The organism is Streptomyces sp. NPDC058691, assembly GCF_042714775.1.
Lineage (GTDB): Bacteria > Actinomycetota > Actinomycetes > Streptomycetales > Streptomycetaceae > Actinacidiphila.
The window spans coordinates 12,444-28,182 of the sequence record NZ_JBHXSO010000077.1; the positions used below are offsets into that span (position 1 = coordinate 12,444).

At 70.5% G+C, this 15,739-nt stretch carries 15 protein-coding genes and 1 pseudogene; 9 read left to right on the top strand and 7 right to left on the bottom strand.

The features are described from left to right. Window positions 1–54: 54 nt before the first annotated feature. The 3 genes and pseudogenes from ACFWVC_RS34910 to ACFWVC_RS34920 form a co-directional block, all read right to left on the bottom strand. Window positions 55–1,254, bottom strand: coding sequence for a PucR family transcriptional regulator (locus ACFWVC_RS34910; RefSeq protein WP_384296861.1), 1,200 nt, complete (start codon window positions 1,252–1,254; stop codon window positions 55–57). Between the two features lie 113 nt (window positions 1,255–1,367). Continuing rightward, a pseudogene (locus tag ACFWVC_RS34915) lies at window positions 1,368–1,595 on the bottom strand (hypothetical protein); the annotation flags it as partial. A 101-nt stretch (window positions 1,596–1,696) separates the two neighbouring features. Next, a complete protein-coding gene (locus ACFWVC_RS34920) occupies window positions 1,697–2,515 on the bottom strand; it encodes a serine hydrolase domain-containing protein (protein WP_384296865.1) in 819 nt (272 codons plus the stop codon). Between the two features lie 61 nt (window positions 2,516–2,576). On the opposite strand from ACFWVC_RS34920, the gene ACFWVC_RS34925 reads away from it, so the two are divergent. Both ACFWVC_RS34925 and ACFWVC_RS34930 read left to right on the top strand, forming a co-directional pair. After that, window positions 2,577–3,038, top strand: a complete 462-nt coding sequence (locus ACFWVC_RS34925; RefSeq protein ID WP_384296869.1) for a MerR family transcriptional regulator — start codon at window positions 2,577–2,579, stop codon at window positions 3,036–3,038. A gap of 5 nt (window positions 3,039–3,043) precedes the next feature. Then, on the top strand, window positions 3,044–4,066 hold the full coding sequence (locus tag ACFWVC_RS34930) for an aldo/keto reductase (RefSeq protein WP_384296874.1): 1,023 nt from the start codon (window positions 3,044–3,046) through the stop codon (window positions 4,064–4,066). Here ACFWVC_RS34930 and ACFWVC_RS34935 read toward each other — a convergent pair. Genes ACFWVC_RS34935 through ACFWVC_RS34945 form a run of 3 tightly spaced genes read right to left on the bottom strand, consistent with a single transcriptional unit; the run spans window position 4,027 to window position 6,801 of the window. Beyond that, window positions 4,027–4,812 (bottom strand): DUF4429 domain-containing protein, encoded by a 786-nt coding sequence (locus tag ACFWVC_RS34935; RefSeq protein ID WP_384296877.1) that lies wholly within the window; start codon window positions 4,810–4,812, stop codon window positions 4,027–4,029. The two genes, ACFWVC_RS34930 and ACFWVC_RS34935, sit on opposite strands and share 40 nt — an antisense overlap. A 55-nt stretch (window positions 4,813–4,867) precedes the next feature. Further along, entirely contained in the window at window positions 4,868–6,064 is a 1,197-nt protein-coding gene (locus ACFWVC_RS34940) for an alpha/beta hydrolase (protein ID WP_384296881.1), read from the bottom strand. A 53-nt stretch (window positions 6,065–6,117) separates the two neighbouring features. Further along, window positions 6,118–6,801: a TetR/AcrR family transcriptional regulator gene (locus tag ACFWVC_RS34945; RefSeq protein WP_384296884.1), complete on the bottom strand. Its 684-nt coding sequence runs from the start codon at window positions 6,799–6,801 to the stop codon at window positions 6,118–6,120. A gap of 105 nt (window positions 6,802–6,906) precedes the next feature. On the opposite strand from ACFWVC_RS34945, the gene ACFWVC_RS34950 reads away from it, so the two are divergent. Then, window positions 6,907–8,508, top strand: a complete 1,602-nt coding sequence (locus tag ACFWVC_RS34950) for an MFS transporter (protein WP_384296888.1) — start codon at window positions 6,907–6,909, stop codon at window positions 8,506–8,508. A 114-nt stretch (window positions 8,509–8,622) separates the two neighbouring features. Then, window positions 8,623–8,997, top strand: a complete 375-nt coding sequence (locus tag ACFWVC_RS34955) for a peptidase inhibitor family I36 protein (protein ID WP_384296891.1) — start codon at window positions 8,623–8,625, stop codon at window positions 8,995–8,997. 64 nt (window positions 8,998–9,061) lie between these two features. Here ACFWVC_RS34955 and aceE read toward each other — a convergent pair whose 3' ends face one another. After that, window positions 9,062–11,803 carry a pyruvate dehydrogenase (acetyl-transferring), homodimeric type gene (gene aceE / locus ACFWVC_RS34960; RefSeq protein ID WP_384296895.1) on the bottom strand — a complete coding sequence of 914 codons (2,742 nt, stop codon included), beginning with the start codon at window positions 11,801–11,803 and terminating at the stop codon, window positions 9,062–9,064. Between the two features lie 405 nt (window positions 11,804–12,208). On the opposite strand from aceE, the gene ACFWVC_RS34965 reads away from it, so the two are divergent. From ACFWVC_RS34965 to ACFWVC_RS34985, 5 genes are all read left to right on the top strand, one after another. Further along, window positions 12,209–12,649 carry a DUF3052 domain-containing protein gene (locus ACFWVC_RS34965; protein WP_319662596.1) on the top strand — a complete coding sequence of 147 codons (441 nt, stop codon included), beginning with the start codon at window positions 12,209–12,211 and terminating at the stop codon, window positions 12,647–12,649. A 148-nt stretch (window positions 12,650–12,797) separates the two neighbouring features. After that, window positions 12,798–13,256 (top strand): peroxiredoxin, encoded by a 459-nt coding sequence (locus ACFWVC_RS34970; protein ID WP_384296898.1) that lies wholly within the window; start codon window positions 12,798–12,800, stop codon window positions 13,254–13,256. Window positions 13,257–13,329: 73 nt separating this feature from the next. Beyond that, entirely contained in the window at window positions 13,330–13,905 is a 576-nt protein-coding gene (locus ACFWVC_RS34975) for a TerD family protein (RefSeq protein WP_384296901.1), read from the top strand. Between the two features lie 67 nt (window positions 13,906–13,972). Continuing rightward, window positions 13,973–14,548, top strand: a complete 576-nt coding sequence (locus ACFWVC_RS34980) for a TerD family protein (protein ID WP_384296904.1) — start codon at window positions 13,973–13,975, stop codon at window positions 14,546–14,548. Window positions 14,549–14,564: 16 nt separating this feature from the next. Further along, window positions 14,565–15,713, top strand: coding sequence for a DUF475 domain-containing protein (locus ACFWVC_RS34985; RefSeq protein ID WP_384296906.1), 1,149 nt, complete (start codon window positions 14,565–14,567; stop codon window positions 15,711–15,713). Window positions 15,714–15,739: the final 26 nt, after the last annotated feature.

The following is a 15,739-nucleotide window of genomic DNA, read 5'->3' on the forward strand; positions in this document are numbered from 1 at the left end:
GGACCAAGAACCGACGGGCGATTTGTTGGTGTCCCACAAAAGCCCTGCGTACACCTACGGTGTCTGTCCGGAGTCGGAGAGCCGGCCCAGGATGAGTGCGATGCGAAGGGTGAATGCGGAGCGTACATCCGAGGGCGACCAGCCGGTGACGTCCGTCACACGTCGCAGGCGGTATCGGACGGTGTTGGGGTGAACGAACAACATGCGTGCGGCCCCTTCGAGTGACGAGGCCTGCTCGAGGTAGACCGACAGCGTCTCCAGCAACGCCGAGCCGGCCTCCTCCAGGGGCCTGTAGATCTCCTCCACCAGCTGATCGCGGGCGTAGCGGTCCCCGGCCATCGCCCGCTCCGGCAGCAGATCGTCCGCCTGCACGGGCCGCGGCGCGTCCGGCCAGGCGGCGCAGGCCCGCAGGCCGGCGGCCGCGGCCTGCGCGGAGCGGGACGCCGACAGCAGGTCGCCGACGACCGGGCCGGCCACCACCGGGCCCGCCGCGAAGGGGCCGATCAGTGCCTTGGCGACGCGCAGCGGCTCGTCGTCGCCGCCGGCGACCACGATCAGCCGGTCGCCCAGCACTCCGGTCAGCACCTGCAGCTTGGCGTGGCGCGACGCCCGGCGGATCGCCTCCACGGTCAGTTCGCTGTCGCCGCTGGGTGCCGTGCCCAGCACCACCACGATCTTGTCCGGCGAGCTCCAGCCGAGCGCCGCCGCCCGCGACAGCACGCCCTCGTCGGCCTCCCCGGACAGCACCGCGTTGACCACCAGCGACTCCAGGCGGGCGTCCCAGGCGCCGCGTGCCTCCGCGGCCTGCGCGTACACCTGGGCCGTCGCGAAGGCGATCTCCCGGGCGTACACCAGCAGCGCCTCGCGCAGCACCGACTCGTCGCCGGGGGCGGCGACCTCGTCGATGGCCGCCTCCATCACCTCGATGGTGGTGCGCACCATCTCCACCGTCTGGCGCAAGGAGATCGCCCGGGTCAGCTCCCGCGGCGCGGTGCCGAAGACATCGGTGCTGATCGCCTGCGGCGTCTCGGGGTGCCGGAACCACTCGGTGAACGCCGCGATGCCCGCCTGCGCCACCAGTCCGATCCACGAACGGTTCTCCGGCGGCATCGCCCGGTACCAGGGCAACTGTGCGTCCATCCGGGCGATCGCCGCTGCCGCGAGCCGCCCCGAGGACTTCTCCAGCCGTCGCAGAGTCGCGATGTGGGAGTGGTCGCGGGCGGGGTCGAATGCGTTCTGCGCGGGTTCTGGCACGGTACAAGCCTGCCTTATCCGGGCGGAAGGATGGCACGGACCCCTCTTCCGCGCGCGTCCGCGCGTCCGATCGCGTCAGATGCGGCCTCCCGAGGCCGCGGCGGTGTCCGCGGACTGACCGCGGGAGTCTGCTGCGGCCGGGCCATGTCGGCGAAGATCCACACCGGCGGCGTCCGGACGCCGGGCCCGGCGGTGAAGGTGGTGACCACGATCTCGTCGAAGGAGAGCGCGAAGGCCGGCAGCCCGCCCGCCGGCGGCGCCGCGCGGAAAGCCGTGTCGAGGGCGATGCCGGTGACGATGCCCGGCAGCGCGATCGGCGGGACGGCCGCACTGGTCAACGCCCGCGGCCGGGTCGCCGCGTCCACCGATCCACGGCATCCGGCCGGGTCGCTCCTGCGGAGCTTCGGCGGTCAGTCCTGCGGACCGATCCCGCTGACGCCGGTCACAGCTCTGCCAGCACCGCGTCCGTGAGCGCGGGCCACAACGGCAGCGCCCACTCGCCGAAGTCACGGTCCGTCAGCACCACACAGGCCGCCCCGGCTTCGGGGTCGACCCACAGGAACGTGCCGGACTGCCCGAAGTGCCCGAAGGTGCGCGGCGAGGACGACGCGCCCGTCCAGTGCGGGGACTTGTGGTCCCGGATCTCGAAGCCCAGGCCCCAGTCGTTGGGGTTCTGTCCGCCGTACCCGGGCAGTACGCCCTTGAGCCCGGGGAAGGCCACCGAGGTGGCCGCCGTCACCGTCTCCGGGACCAGCAGCCGCGGCGCCTGCAGTTCGGCGGCGAAGCGCACCAGGTCGTCGACGGTCGAGACGGCGCCCGCGCCCGCCGAGCCCGGGCAGTCGGTGGCGTGCATGCCGAGCGGCTCCAGTACCGCCAGCCGCAGGTACTCGGCGAAGGGGATCTCGGTGGCCTTGGCGATGTGGTCGGCCAGCGCCTCGAAGCCCGCGTTGGAGTAGATCCGCCGGGTGCCGGGCGCGGCCATCACGCGGTGCTCGTCGAAGGCGAGCCCGGAGGTGTGCGCGAGCAGGTGCCGTACGGTCGAGCCCTCCGGGCCGGCCGGCTCGTCCAGTTCGACCGCGCCCTCCTCGACCGCGACCAGCGCGGCGTACGCGGACAGCGGTTTGGTCACCGACGCCAGCCGGAAGCGCCGCCCGGTCTCGCCGTACGTGCCCACGACGGTGCCGTCGCGGCGGACGACCGCCGCCGCGGCCGTCGGGACAGGCCAGTTCTCGATGGCGCTCAGGCTGCTCAGGCTCCGCATGACGGTGAGCCTAACCAATGCGCTTGCCTGGAGTGCACTCCAGGGTTTTAGCGTGGAACCCATGACCGTGACGCAGGTGGCCCAGAGCAAGCCCGGCAGCGTGACCAGCTGCGCCGACGAGGCGCCGCACCCCCTCCCGGCCGACCGGGACCGTTACACGATCAGCGAGGTCGCCGCCTTCACCGGACTGAGCGCTCACACCCTGCGCTGGTACGAGCGGATCGGCCTGATGCCGCACGTCGACCGGTCCCACACCGGGCAGCGCCGCTTCACCCATCGCGACCTGGACTGGCTGGCCTTCGTCGGCAAGCTGCGGCTGACCGGGATGCCGGTCGCGGACATGGTCCGCTACGCCGAAATGGTGCGGCTGGGCGATCACACCTTCCCCGAGCGGCGGGACCTGCTGGAGTCCACGCGGCGCGATGTGCTGCAGCGGATCACCGAACTCCAGGACACCCTCGCGGTCCTCGACCACAAGATCGACATCTATGCCGACGCCCGCCGGGCGTCCGAGAGGGCATGAACACCATGAGCGACACGAACAACGAGCGGATCGCCACGGTCGCGCTCGGCACGGACGGCCCGCTGGTCGGCGTGCAGGGCCTGGGCTGCATGGGCATCAGCGAGTTCTACGGACCGACCGACGAGAGCGCCGCCCGCGCCACGCTGGAGGCGGCCCTCGGCCTCGGCGTCACGCTCTTCGACACCGCCGACATCTACGGTCTGGGCACGAACGAGGAGTTCCTCGGCCCCTTCGTGCGGGCGCACCGCGACGAGATCACCCTCGCCACCAAGTTCGGCATCGAGCGCAAGGCCGACGACCCGCGGCACCGCGCCGTCCGCAACGACCCCGCGTACATCCGGCAGGCCGTCGACGCCAGCCTGCGCCGCCTGGGCGTGGACGTCATCGACCTCTACTACATGCACCGACGCGACCCGGCCGTACCGCTGGCCGAGTCGGTCGGCGCGATGGCCGAACTGGTGCGGGCGGGCAAGGTCAAGCACCTCGGCCTGTCCGAGGTGACCGGGGCGGAACTGCGCGAGGCGCACGCGGTGCACCCGATCACGGCCGTGCAGTCGGAGTGGTCGCTGTTCAGCCGTGACGTGGAGACCTCGCTGGCCGGCGCCGCCGCCGGACTGGGCGTGGCCGTGGTGCCGTACTCCCCGCTCGGACGCGGCTTCCTGACCGGCTCCTTCCAGGCGGCCTCGGAGCTGTCGGCCGACGACTTCCGGCAGGCCCAGCCCCGCTTCACCGGGGAGAACGCCAAGCGCAACGCCGATCTGCTGGAGCCGCTCCGCAGGGCCGCGCAGGCGCACGACGCCACGCCCGGCCAGATCGCCCTGGCCTGGGTCCAGCAGCGGGCGCAGGTGCACGGACTGGCCGTCGTCCCGATCCCGGGCACCCGCAGGGCCGAGCGGGTGAGGGAGAACACCGCCGCCACCCGGATCGTGCTCGACGAGGCCGAGCTGGGATGGCTGGAACCGATCGCGGGGCAGGTCTCCGGCGACCGCTATGCGGACATGTCGTCCACGTCGGCGGCGCGCGAGTAGCCGTCGCGCTCCAGAGCGGGCCGCGACCGCGCGGCCCGCTGGATCGCCGCCAGCACGGCCGCGGCCAGCGGCAGCGACTCGTGGACCGGGCCGTAGCCGAGGCCGAACACCACGGCCGTCGGGTCGTCGTCCGCGCTGCCCGTCCGGCGGCCGCCGCCTTCACGGGGCAGCAGCCGCAGGTGGCCGCCGAGCGTCTCGGGGGAGCGCCAGTCCAGGCCGGACAGCTCGGAGACCGGGAAGTGCTGGTCGCCCGCGCGCCACTTCGCCGTGGAGGCACCGGTCCAGAACCACCGGAAGGACACCGTGCTCCCGTCGAAGGACGCCCTCCCGTCATACGCCTTGAACGACAGGGGAGGGGCGGGGGCGTCCACGAGGTGGCGCGGGGCCGGCTCGTCCTCGTCGGCGCCCTGGGCGCCGATCGCGGTCAGCAGGTGCTCGGCGAAGTGCTCGGCGAGCGTCTCACGGGCGGCGGGCAGCATCAGCCGGTAGGGGTCGGCGGCCTCCTTGAGCTGGCCGTTCGCCGCCTCCATCAGCGGGTCGGCGCCACGCCGCGGCACCGCGCGCAGCATGAGCGTGCCGCGTCTGCCCGGCGCGAGCTCCACACCCGCCAGGGCCGCGTACGGGACGCGGCGCTGCCCGAGCACCTGGAGCAGCTTGGAGTTGCGCATCCCCCGCTCGTAACGGATGAGCACCGCGTCGGCATCGAACTCCCATACGGCGTTGGATCCGGCCAATACGTCACCCATACGAGTCATCGTAGGCCGGGTTCCCGCCGGGGGAACCCGGCGCGGCGAGGCCGGTCTAGGCCACGCCCGCCGTGCAGGACCTGCCCTCGGCGCAGCGGACGTCCGGAAATTGCCCGAGCGCGATACGGGTGAAGTTGGCGAGGCTCCCGGTGCCGGAGCGGAAGTATCCCGCGTGGCCCTCGGCGCCGTCGGAGCTGACGACCCGGGCGCCGAAGGCCCGGGAGACCGGGTCCGCGCCGTGGCCCAGTCCCGCGATCTCCAGGTGCGGCACGTCGCCGATCCAGTCCGAACTGTCCCGGGTCGCCCACACGCGGGCGCCCGTGCGCAGATCGGCCGCCCGGTCCACGCGCATGCCGGGGCTGCCGAAGACCGTGATGTCCGAGACCCGGCCGGCCGGCAGGCCGGGGGCGGCCACGCCGCACAGCACCGAGCCGTACGAATGGCAGAACAGCGCCACGTCGCCGCGCGCCGGAAGGGCCCGCACCAGGGCGGTCAGCCGGACCGCGCCCTGTTCGGCGAGCTCACCGGTGGAGGCGTCCAGGCCCACGCCGAGGGGGGTGGTCCAGTCGGCCCAGGCGATTACGGCCGTGCGCGCGCCCGGGTCGGCGGTCCGCTCGGCGGTGTACAGGGAGCGGGCCATGCCCGCTGGGGCCCGGTAGGGAAGGGCGGTGCGCTCGAAGGACATCACGTCGGTGTCGACACCCGGCACCACGATCGAGACCCGGTCCGCGCGCCGCAGATCGCCGAAGACCTCGGCGACACGCCCCCGGCCGCCCGGGTCGAAGGCGAGGATCTGCCGGCCGGGCTTCTGGAGGGACGCGTAGCGGCTCGCCAGTTCGGCCGCGTCCTTCCGGCCCTCGGCGCTGAGCAGCGGGCTGTGCGAGCGGGCGTTCTCCCGGGCCCGCTCGGTGCCGAGCGAGATCTGGTTGGCCTGGTAACGCAGCGTCAGCGGCGCGCCGTTGAGGTTGCCCACGATCAACGGGTAGCGCTGCGCGAGGCGCTCGGCCTGTACCGGGCGAAGCGTGCCGAAGAAACGCGCCACCACGTTCGCCCCGGCCCCCGGATCGGGCAGCGGACGCCCGCCCGCCGTGCCGTGCCGCCAGGCGGCCATGGCAACGGACTTGGGGTCGGCGTCGCCTTGGTGATGGCGCAGCGCCGTCCAGCCGGTGGTCGACAGCATGACGAAGACCACGGCAAGGGCCAGAAGGGCGCGCAGGGAGGGGGAGCTGAAACGCTCGTCGACGAAATTCACTGCGTGCCACCATAGGAGACGGGGTCGGCCCCTTGAGCACGCCGTGACTCAAGTCACGTTTGAAAGACGGAGATTCCGGACACACGCTTGTGTTCGTCCCACGCTTGTGTCAGTACGGGGACGAGCAGGGCCAGGTGCTCCTCGGTGATCCTGCGGATCGACTCCACGCTGGTCTCGTCGCCGTCGCCCCACAGCCGCTGGGCCGCTCTCAGCACCCCGCCGACGGCGCCCACCAGCACCCGCGGGCGCGGGTCGGCCGCGTCCAGGCCCTCGCGGGCGGCGATGACGGCCGCCAGCCGCCCCTCCATCACCGCCGAGCGGCGCATCTGCGCGGCCAGCAGCGTCGGCGTGGACTCGATGACCCGGTACATCGCCATGTAGGCGGGCAGCGGCACGACGGCGACGATGAGCGCGCCGATGCCGTCCCACGACGCCTCCAGCGCCGCGTGCAGCGCCTCGAACGGCGGCTCGCCGGGCGGCCGGGCCGCGACCGCGGTGACGTAGGCGTCCTCGACGGTGTCCTGCAGGGCGAGGGCGACCTCCTCCTTGCCCGCGAAGTAGCGGAAGAAGGTGCGCTGCGAGACGTCCACCGCGGCGGCTATCTCGTCCACGGTCGTCCCGTCGTACCCCTTCGCCACGAACAACTCCACCGCGGCCCGCACCAGCGCGTCGCGCGTGCGCTGCTTCTTGCGTTCCCGCAGGCCGCACGCGGGCGTCGTGGGCATCGCGTATCTCATCTGCCGTCCACCTCTCATGCCCCCTTCCAAACCGTTCCGCCTCCTGACAGTTAGCGACGGATGAATGCTTTGGTCAACTGTCAGACGCTGCCATAATCTCTTGCCATGACCCAAGCCCCCGTCGTCACCGACCAGGCCCCGGAGCCCATACCGGCGCCTTCCAAGAAGCCCCTCCGCGGCCACCCCTGGCTGACCCTCTTCTCGGTCGCCATCGGCGTCATGGTGGTGGCGCTGGACGGCACGATCGTCGCCGTCGCCAACCCGGCCATCCAGGCCGACCTCGGCGCCTCCCGGGAGCAGATCCAGTGGATCACCACCGGGTACATGCTCGCCTTGGCCGTGTCACTGATCACCGCCGGCAAGCTCGGCGACCGCTTCGGGCACCGCCAGACCTTCCTCATCGGCCTCGCGGGCTTCGCGCTCACCTCCGGGCTGATCGGCCTGTCCAGCGGCGTCGGCATGGTGATCGCGCTCCGCGTGCTGCAGGGCGTGTTCGGCGCGCTGCTCCAGCCCGCCGCGCTCGGTCTGCTGCGCGCCACGTTCCCGGCCGAGAAGCTCAACATGGCCATCGGCATCTGGGGCATGGTGATCGGCGCCTCCACCGCCGCCGGGCCGATCGCGGGCGGTCTGCTGGTCGAGCACGTCAACTGGCAGTCCGTCTTCTTCATCAACGTGCCCGTGGGCCTGATCGCGCTCGCCATGGGCCTGGTGATCCTCAAGGACGTCCGTGCCGACAAGGCCCCGCGGTCCTTCGACATCCCGGGCATCCTGCTGCTCTCCGGCGCGATGTTCGGCCTGGTGTGGGGCCTGATCAAGGCTCCGGAGTGGGGCTGGGGCAACGCGCAGACCCTGCTCTTCCTGATCGGCTCGGTGCTGCTCTTCGTGCTGTTCGCGCTCTGGGAGACCAGGGCCTCCGAGCCGCTCATCCCGCTGCGGATGTTCCGCTCGGTACCGCTGTCCGCGGGCACCCTGCTGATGGTGCTGATGGCCTTCGCCTTCCTGGGCGGCCTGTTCTTCGTCACCTTCTACCTGCAGAACGTCCACGGGATGTCGGCGGTGGAGTGCGGTGTCCATCTGCTGCCGCTCACCGCGATGATGATCGTCAGCTCGCCGGTCGCCGGCATGCTGATCACCAAGTTCGGCCCCCAGGTGCCGCTGGTCGGCGGCATGGTGTGCACGGCGGTCGCCATGTTCGGCATGACCGGCCTGGAGGCCGACTCCGGCTCGCTGGTCATGTCCGTCTGGTTCGCGCTGCTGGGCCTCGGCCTCGCCCCGGTGATGGTCGGCGCCACCGATGTCATCGTCGGCAACGCCCCGCTGGAGCTGTCCGGCGTGGCCGGCGGCCTGCAGGGCTCCGCGATGCAGGTCGGCGGCAGCCTCGGCACCGCGGTCCTGGGGACGATCATGGCCTCGCGGGTGGACAGCGCGCTGCCCGAGAAGTGGGCCGCGGCCGGCCTGCCCCCGCTCAAGGGCGAGCAGGCCGCGCAGGCCGCGGACGCGGTCGTGGTGGGCGTACCGCCGGTCGCGCCGAACACCCCGGCCGAGGTCGTCGCCGCGATCACGAAGGTCACGCACGAGACCTTCCTTTCCGGCATGGGCCTGGCCTTCACGGTCGCCGGGATCGTGGCCGCCTTCGCGGCGGGCGTCGCCTTCCTGACCAAGCGCGGCGTCAACGCGGACGCCGCGGGCGGCGCGGTGCACGTCTGACGCCGGCGGACTCCCTATCAGGGTGATCGAGGCCCGGGGCCCTTGGCGGCCCCGGGCCTCGTCGTCCACGGTGGTGCTCCGTACCGGCCGTACCGACAACGGGGAGTGATCCACATGCGCCGTGCCCTGACCCTGACCCTGACCCTGCCGCTCGCCTTCGCCGCGGGCGCCGCCGTCCTGGTGTCCCCCGCCGCGGCGGGCGCGGCCCCCTCGGGCGGCTGCGACCCGGGGGAACTGTGCCTGTGGGCCCGGCCGGACTACGGCGGCCCCCGCACCGTCCACGAGCTCGCGGACACCGACGTCAACTCCTGCGTGCCGCTGCCCGCCGGCGTCACCGCGAAATCCTTCGTCAACCGCACGCGCAAGCTCGTGACGACCTACCAGAGCGCCGAGTGCGCCACCGAGGGGGACTTCGTCACATTCCCCTCCGGCACATGGGTGCCGCAGTCCCGGCACACGATCCGGGCGTTCCAGATCGTCGACCAATGAGCCCGCGGACAAGGGCAGGGCCCCCACCGCGACCGCGGTGGGGGCCCTTGCGAAGCGGGGAGCGTCAGGCCTCGCCGCCGGCCGCGCCGGGGTCGGCGGCGGCCACGTCGAGCAGCTGGTAGCGGTCGATCGCCTGCTTCAGCACCGAGCGGTCGATCTTCCCCGCCTTGGCGAGCTCGGTGAGCACGCCGAGGACCACCGACTCCGCGTCGATGTGGAAGAAGCGACGCGCCGCGCCGCGGGTGTCCGCGAAGCCGAAGCCGTCCGCGCCCAGCGACTGCCAGGCGCCCGGCACCCAGCGCGCGATCTGGTCCGGAACGGCCCGCATCCAGTCGGAGACGGCCACGAACGGGCCCTCGGAGCCGGAGAGCTTCCGCGTCACGTACGGGACGCGCTGCTCCTCCTCCGGGTGGAGCAGGTTGTGCTCCTCGGCCGCGACCGCGTCGCGCCGCAGCTCGTTCCAGGAGGTCGCGGACCAGACGTCGGCCCGCACGTTCCACTCCTCGGCGAGGATGCGCTGCGCCTCGACGGCCCACGGCACCGCGACACCGGACGCCAGGATCTGCGCCGGGACCACGCCCGCCTCGCCGGCCTTGTACTTGTACAGGCCCTTGAGGATGCCGTCGACGTCCACGTTCGCCGGCTCGGCGGGCTGGACGATCGGCTCGTTGTAGACGGTGAGGTAGTAGAAGACGTCCTCGTTCGCCTCGGGCGTCCCGCCGTACATCCGGCGCAGACCGTCCCGCACGATGTGCGCGATCTCGAAGCCGTAGGCCGGGTCGTAGGCGACCACGGCCGGGTTCGTGGAGGCGAGCAGGTGCGAGTGGCCGTCGGCGTGCTGCAGGCCCTCACCGGTCAGCGTGGTGCGGCCCGCGGTGGCGCCCAGCACGAAGCCGCGCGCCAGCTGGTCGGCCATCTGCCAGAACTGGTCGCCCGTGCGCTGGAAGCCGAACATCGAGTAGAAGACGTAGACCGGGATCAGCGGCTCGCCGTGCGTGGCGTAGGCCGAGCCCGCGGCGATCAGCGAGGCGGTGCAGCCCGCCTCGGAGATGCCGTCGTGCAGCATCTGGCCGGTCGGGGACTCCTTGTACGCCAGCAGCAGCTCGCGGTCGACCGACTCGTACGTCTGGCCCAGCGGGTTGTAGATCTTGGCCGACGGGAAGAGCGAGTCCATGCCGAAGGTGCGGTACTCGTCGGGGGCGATCGGCACGAAGCGCTTGCCGATCTCCTTGTCCCGCATGAGGTCCTTCAGCAGCCGGACGAACGCCATGGTGGTGGCGATCGTCTGCTGGCCGGAGCCCTTGCGGGTCGCCGCGTACGCCTTGTCATCCGGCAGCGCCAGCGGCTTGGCACGCACGACGCGGGTCGGGACGTAACCGCCCAGGCCCTTGCGGCGGTCGTGCATGTACTGGATCTCCTCCGAGTTCCGGCCCGGGTGGTAGTACGGCGGGGCGCCGGACTCCAGCTCCTTGTCGGAGATCGGCAGGTGCAGCCGGTCGCGGAAGCGCTTGAGGTCGTCGACCGTCAGCTTCTTCATCTGGTGGGTCGCGTTGCGGCCCTCGAAGTTCGGGCCGAGGGTCCAGCCCTTGACGGTCTGGGCCAGGATCACGGTCGGCTGGCCCTTGTGCTCACGGGCCGCCTTGTACGCCGCGTAGATCTTGCGGTGGTCATGGCCGCCGCGGCCCAGGTGCAGGACCTGGTCGTCGGTGAGGCCCTCGACCATCGCGCGCAGCCGCTGGTCGTCGCCGAAGAAGTGCTCGCGGATGTACGAGCCGGTCTCGGTGGCGTACGTCTGGAACTGGCCGTCGGGCGTGGTGTTCAGCTTGTTCACCAGCACGCCGTCGCGGTCCTGGGCGAGCAGCGGGTCCCAGGTGCGGTCCCAGATCAGCTTGATGACGTTCCAGCCGGCACCGCGGAACTGCGACTCCAGCTCCTGGATGATCTTGCCGTTGCCGCGCACCGGTCCGTCGAGCCGCTGCAGGTTGCAGTTGACGACGAAGGTGAGGTTGTCCAGGCCCTCGCGGGCGGCCAGGGAGAGCTGGCCGAGCGACTCCGGCTCGTCCATCTCGCCGTCGCCGAGGAAGGCCCACACGTGCGACTGCTCGGTGTCGGCGATGCCGCGCGCCTGCATGTAGCGGTTCATCCGGGCCTGGTAGATCGCGCCCAGCGGGCCGAGGCCCATGGACACGGTCGGGAACTCCCAGAAGTCCGGCATCAGCCGCGGGTGCGGGTAGCTGGACAGGCCGTAGGGGGCCTTGGACTTCTCCTGGCGGAACGCGTCGAGCTGGGTTCCGGAGAGCCGGTCCAGCAGGAACGCGCGCGCGTAGACACCCGGAGAGGCGTGTCCCTGGAAGAAGATCTGGTCTCCGCCCTTGCCGTCGTCCTTGCCCCGGAAGAAGTGGTTGAAGCCCACGTCGTAGAGGGAGGCCGAGGAAGCGAAGGTGGCGATGTGGCCGCCGACGCCGATGCCGGGCCGCTGCGCGCGGGACACCATGACCGCCGCGTTCCAGCGGGTCGCGTTCAGGATGCGCCGCTCGATCTCCTCGTTGCCGGGGAAGAACGGCTCGTCCTTGGTCGCGATGGTGTTGACGTAGTCCGTGCTGCGCATCTCGGGCACGGCCACGCGGCGCTCGCGGGCTCGCTCGATCAAGCGGAGCATCAGGTAGCGGGCGCGCTCACGTCCGCGCTCGTCGATGGCGGCGTCAAGTGAGTCGAGCCATTCCGCCGTCTCCTCGGGATCGAAATCCGGGACCTGGCTGGGAAGGCCGCCAATGATGATCGGGTTGCGATCTGATCCGGAAGCCACGCTAATCCTTCGCTTCTAGGCATTGCTCTACTGGGTCAAGCCGCCTCCATCGTGTACCGCGCGTTAGGGATACGTCATCTCTACTGAGCGGTAACCGTCATGTAGCGCGACAGACCCATCTACAAGGGCCCTCGTGGGGCTCCTGCGTGGCTTCCGGTGGCCGACCGACCAAATCGCAACTCTACGCCCACTCGGACGTACGACCGACCGCGACTCCGATTCGGGAGAAATGCTGGCATAGTGGAGTGAGCCACGTCACCCTTCGCAGTTCGGGTTGCGGTGACACGTCAACGTTTGGGCGGGATGGGCGGCCGGGTACTTGCGCGATCCGCCGCGCCCGTGTGGACTACCGCCCATAACCCCGCACAGGAGCGGGAAGACAACCCCCATGACAGGAGGCAGAGCGTGAGCGCGACCGCGGGCCACGCGGAGGAGCGGACCAACCCGGCAAGCCGGCTTGGTTTCGAGCCCGGACAGGTGGTCCAGGAGCTCGGTTACGACGACGACGTCGATCAGGAGCTCCGTGAGGGTATCGAGGAGATCACGGGCGAAGAGCTCGCGGACGAGGACTACGACGACGTCGCCGACGGTGTCGTCCTGTGGTTCCGCGACGATGACGGCGACCTGACCGACGCCCTGGTCGATGCCACGTCCGCCGTCGACGACGGCGCCCAGATCTGGCTCATGACCCCGAAGACCGGCCGTGACGGGCACGTCGAGCCGAGTGACATCGGAGAGGCCGCACAGACCGCCGGCCTTGCTCAGACCAGCAGTGTCAACGTCTCCAAGGACTGGACCGCCAGCCGACTGGTGACTCCCAAGTCGGCGAAGGCCGCCAAGCGCTGAGGCGTTCCGAGCAGGCCCCACGCCCCCGCGGCACCGTGCCGCGGGGGCGTCTTGCGTCGTGTCCGGCGGACGGTGGTTGACTGGGGTCCGGGCGACCCGGCCGTGAGGGCCCCGTCGCAGCTCCCGTCACCGGAAAGGTGTGTCCCGCATGGCGCTCGCCGCAGGAGAGAAGGCCCCCGACTTCGAGCTGAGGGACCAGCACGGCCGGACCGTACGGCTCTCGGACTTCCAGGGCGCCAAGAACGTCGTGCTGCTCTTCTTCCCCTTCGCCTTCACCGGCGTCTGCACCGGCGAGCTGTGCGCGCTGCGGGACGAGCTCCCGGCGTTCCAGAACGACGACGTCCAACTGCTGGCGGTCTCCAACGACTCCATGCACACCCAGCGCGTCTTCTCCGAGCAGGAGGGCCTGGACTACCCGCTGCTCTCCGACTTCTGGCCGCACGGCGAGGTCTCCCGTGCCTACGGCGTCTTCGCCGAGGACAAGGGCTGCGCGGTGCGCGGCACCTTCGTCATCGACAAGGAAGGCGTCATCCGCTGGACCGTCGTCAACGGCCTGCCGGACGCGCGTGACCTGAACGAGTACGTCAAGGCGCTCGAAGCCCTGTAGCCGGAGGGAACCGGGTACTACCCTCAGGGCGTTGATCCTGTTACGAGCGACACGCGATGACATGGGAGGACTCGTGGGAGTCAGCCTCAGCAAGGGTGGCAATGTTTCGCTGACGAAGGAGGCCCCCAATCTCACGGCCGTCATCGTCGGCCTCGGCTGGGACGCCCGCACCACCACGGGCGCGGGATTCGACCTGGACGCCAGTGCCCTGCTGACGGGCACCGAGGGAAAGGTCCTCTCCGACCAGCACTTTGTGTTCTTCAACAACCTCAAGAGCCCCGAGGGCTCGGTGGAGCACACCGGCGACAACCTCACGGGTGAGGGCGAGGGCGACGACGAGCAGATCAAGGTGAACCTGGCGGCCGTCCCGGCCGATGTCGCCAAGATCGTCTTCCCGGTCTCGATCTACGAGGCCGAGGCGCGTCAGCAGTCCTTCGGCCAGGTCCGCAACGCGTTCATCCGCGTGGTGAACCAGGCCGACAACAACGAGCTGGCCCGCTACGACCTCACCGAGGACGCCTCCACCGAGACCGCCATGGTCTTCGGGGAGCTCTACCGGCACGGTGCGGAGTGGAAGTTCCGGGCCATCGGCCAGGGGTACGCCTCCGGCCTGCGCGGCATCGCGCAGGACTTCGGCGTCAACGTCTGATGTCAAGGGCCGCACGGCCCGCCCGTCCTGGGCGGGCCGTGCACCCCGACTGGGGGAGGAGAACAGCATGGGCGTGACGCTCGCCAAGGGGGGCAATGTCTCCCTTTCCAAGGCCGCACCCAACCTCACGCAGGTGATGATCGGGCTCGGCTGGGACGCGCGCTCCACTACCGGAGCGCCCTTCGACCTGGACGCGAGCGCCCTGCTGTGCGCCTCGGGACGGGTCCTCGGCGACGAGTACTTCGTCTTCTACAACAACCTCAAGAGCCCGGAGGGCTCGGTCGAGCACACCGGGGACAACCTCACCGGCGACGGCGACGGCGACGACGAGATCCTGATCGTCGACCTCGTGACGGTCCCCGAACGGGTCGACAAGATCGTCTTTCCGGTCTCCATCCACGAGGCGGACGCCCGCGGACAGACCTTCGGCCAGGTCAGCAACGCCTATATCCGGGTGGTCAATCAGCTCGACCAGAGTGAACTGGCCCGGTACGACCTGTCCGAGGACGCGTCCAGCGAGACCGCAATGATCTTCGGCGAGCTCTACCGCTACGGCGGGGAATGGAAGTTCCGGGCCGTTGGCCAGGGGTACGCGTCAGGTCTGCGGGGCATCGCCCTAGACTTCGGGGTCAACGTTTCGTAAAGGGATTGGAAAACCAGTGCTCCTCCGAACTTTCGGCTGGTCGCTCGGCGTCACCGCCATCGGCTTGGCCCTCGCCGGCTTCCTGTGGGGTGCGAAGGGCCTAGCCCTTGTCGCGATCCTCTCGGTGCTGGAAATCTCACTTTCCTTCGACAACGCGGTGATCAACGCCGGAATCCTCCGGAAGATGAACGCCTTCTGGCAGCGCATCTTCCTGACGATCGGCATTCTGATCGCGGTCTTCGGCATGCGGCTGGTCTTCCCGATCCTCATCGTCTCGATCACGGCCAAGATCGGTCCGATCGAGGCGATCGATCTGGCGATCAACAACGCGGACAAGTACGAGCACCTGGTGACCTCCGCGCACCCGGCGATCGCCGCGTTCGGCGGGATGTTCCTGCTGATGATCTTCCTCGACTTCATCTTCGAGAGCCGTGAGCACACCTGGCTGTCGTGGCTGGAGCGCCCGCTGTCCAGGCTCGGCAAGCTGGACACGCTCTCGGTGGTCGTCGCACTGGTCGCGCTGCTGATCACCGCCACCACCGTGGCGACCGACGTGGCCCACGGCGGGGGTGACAAGACCTCCACCGTGCTGCTCGCGGGCGTCGGCGGTCTGATCACCTACCTCATCGTCGGCGGCATCTCCGGCTACTTCGAGGACCGCCTGGACGAAGAGGCGGACGAGGCGGACCAGGAACTGGAGGAGGTGGCCGGCGGCGGCAAGCCGAGCGGCAGCGGCTCCAGCGCCGTGGGCCTGGCCGGCAAGGCGGCGTTCTTCCTCTTCCTCTACCTGGAGGTCATCGACGCCTCGTTCTCCTTCGACGGCGTCATCGGCGCGTTCGCCATCTCCAACGACATCTTCATCATCGCCCTCGGCCTCGGCATCGGTGCGATGTACATCCGGTCGCTCACCGTCTACCTGGTCCGCAAGGGCACCCTGGACGACTACGTCTACCTGGAGCACGGCGCGCACTACGCCATCGGCGCCCTGGCCGTCATCCTCCTGGTCACCATCAAGTACGAGATCAACGAGGTCATCACCGGCCTCGTCGGCGTCGTCCTGATCGGCGCCTCCTACTGGTCGTCGGTGGTGCGAAACCGCCGCCTCGGGGAAAGCTCCGAGCAGCGGGACGACAACGACAAGACGGAAGTGACGAGCGGGGTCTGAGCCCCGGCGCACGACCGGTCCAGGCC

Excerpts from the sequence above, each read along its gene's own strand:
- ACFWVC_RS34950 (WP_384296888.1), top strand. The coding sequence starts at position 6,907 with ATGACCCAAGCCCCCGTCGTCACCGACCAGGCCCCGGAGCCCATACCG.
- ACFWVC_RS34945 (WP_384296884.1), bottom strand. The coding sequence starts at position 6,801 with ATGAGATACGCGATGCCCACGACGCCCGCGTGCGGCCTGCGGGAACGC.
- ACFWVC_RS34935 (WP_384296877.1), bottom strand. The coding sequence starts at position 4,812 with ATGGGTGACGTATTGGCCGGATCCAACGCCGTATGGGAGTTCGATGCC.
- ACFWVC_RS34955 (WP_384296891.1), top strand. The coding sequence starts at position 8,623 with ATGCGCCGTGCCCTGACCCTGACCCTGACCCTGCCGCTCGCCTTCGCC.
- ACFWVC_RS34925 (WP_384296869.1), top strand. The coding sequence starts at position 2,577 with ATGACCGTGACGCAGGTGGCCCAGAGCAAGCCCGGCAGCGTGACCAGC.
- ACFWVC_RS34980 (WP_384296904.1), top strand. The coding sequence starts at position 13,973 with ATGGGCGTGACGCTCGCCAAGGGGGGCAATGTCTCCCTTTCCAAGGCC.
- ACFWVC_RS34930 (WP_384296874.1), top strand. The coding sequence starts at position 3,044 with ATGAGCGACACGAACAACGAGCGGATCGCCACGGTCGCGCTCGGCACG.
- ACFWVC_RS34920 (WP_384296865.1), bottom strand. The coding sequence starts at position 2,515 with ATGCGGAGCCTGAGCAGCCTGAGCGCCATCGAGAACTGGCCTGTCCCG.
- ACFWVC_RS34970 (WP_384296898.1), top strand. The coding sequence starts at position 12,798 with ATGGCGCTCGCCGCAGGAGAGAAGGCCCCCGACTTCGAGCTGAGGGAC.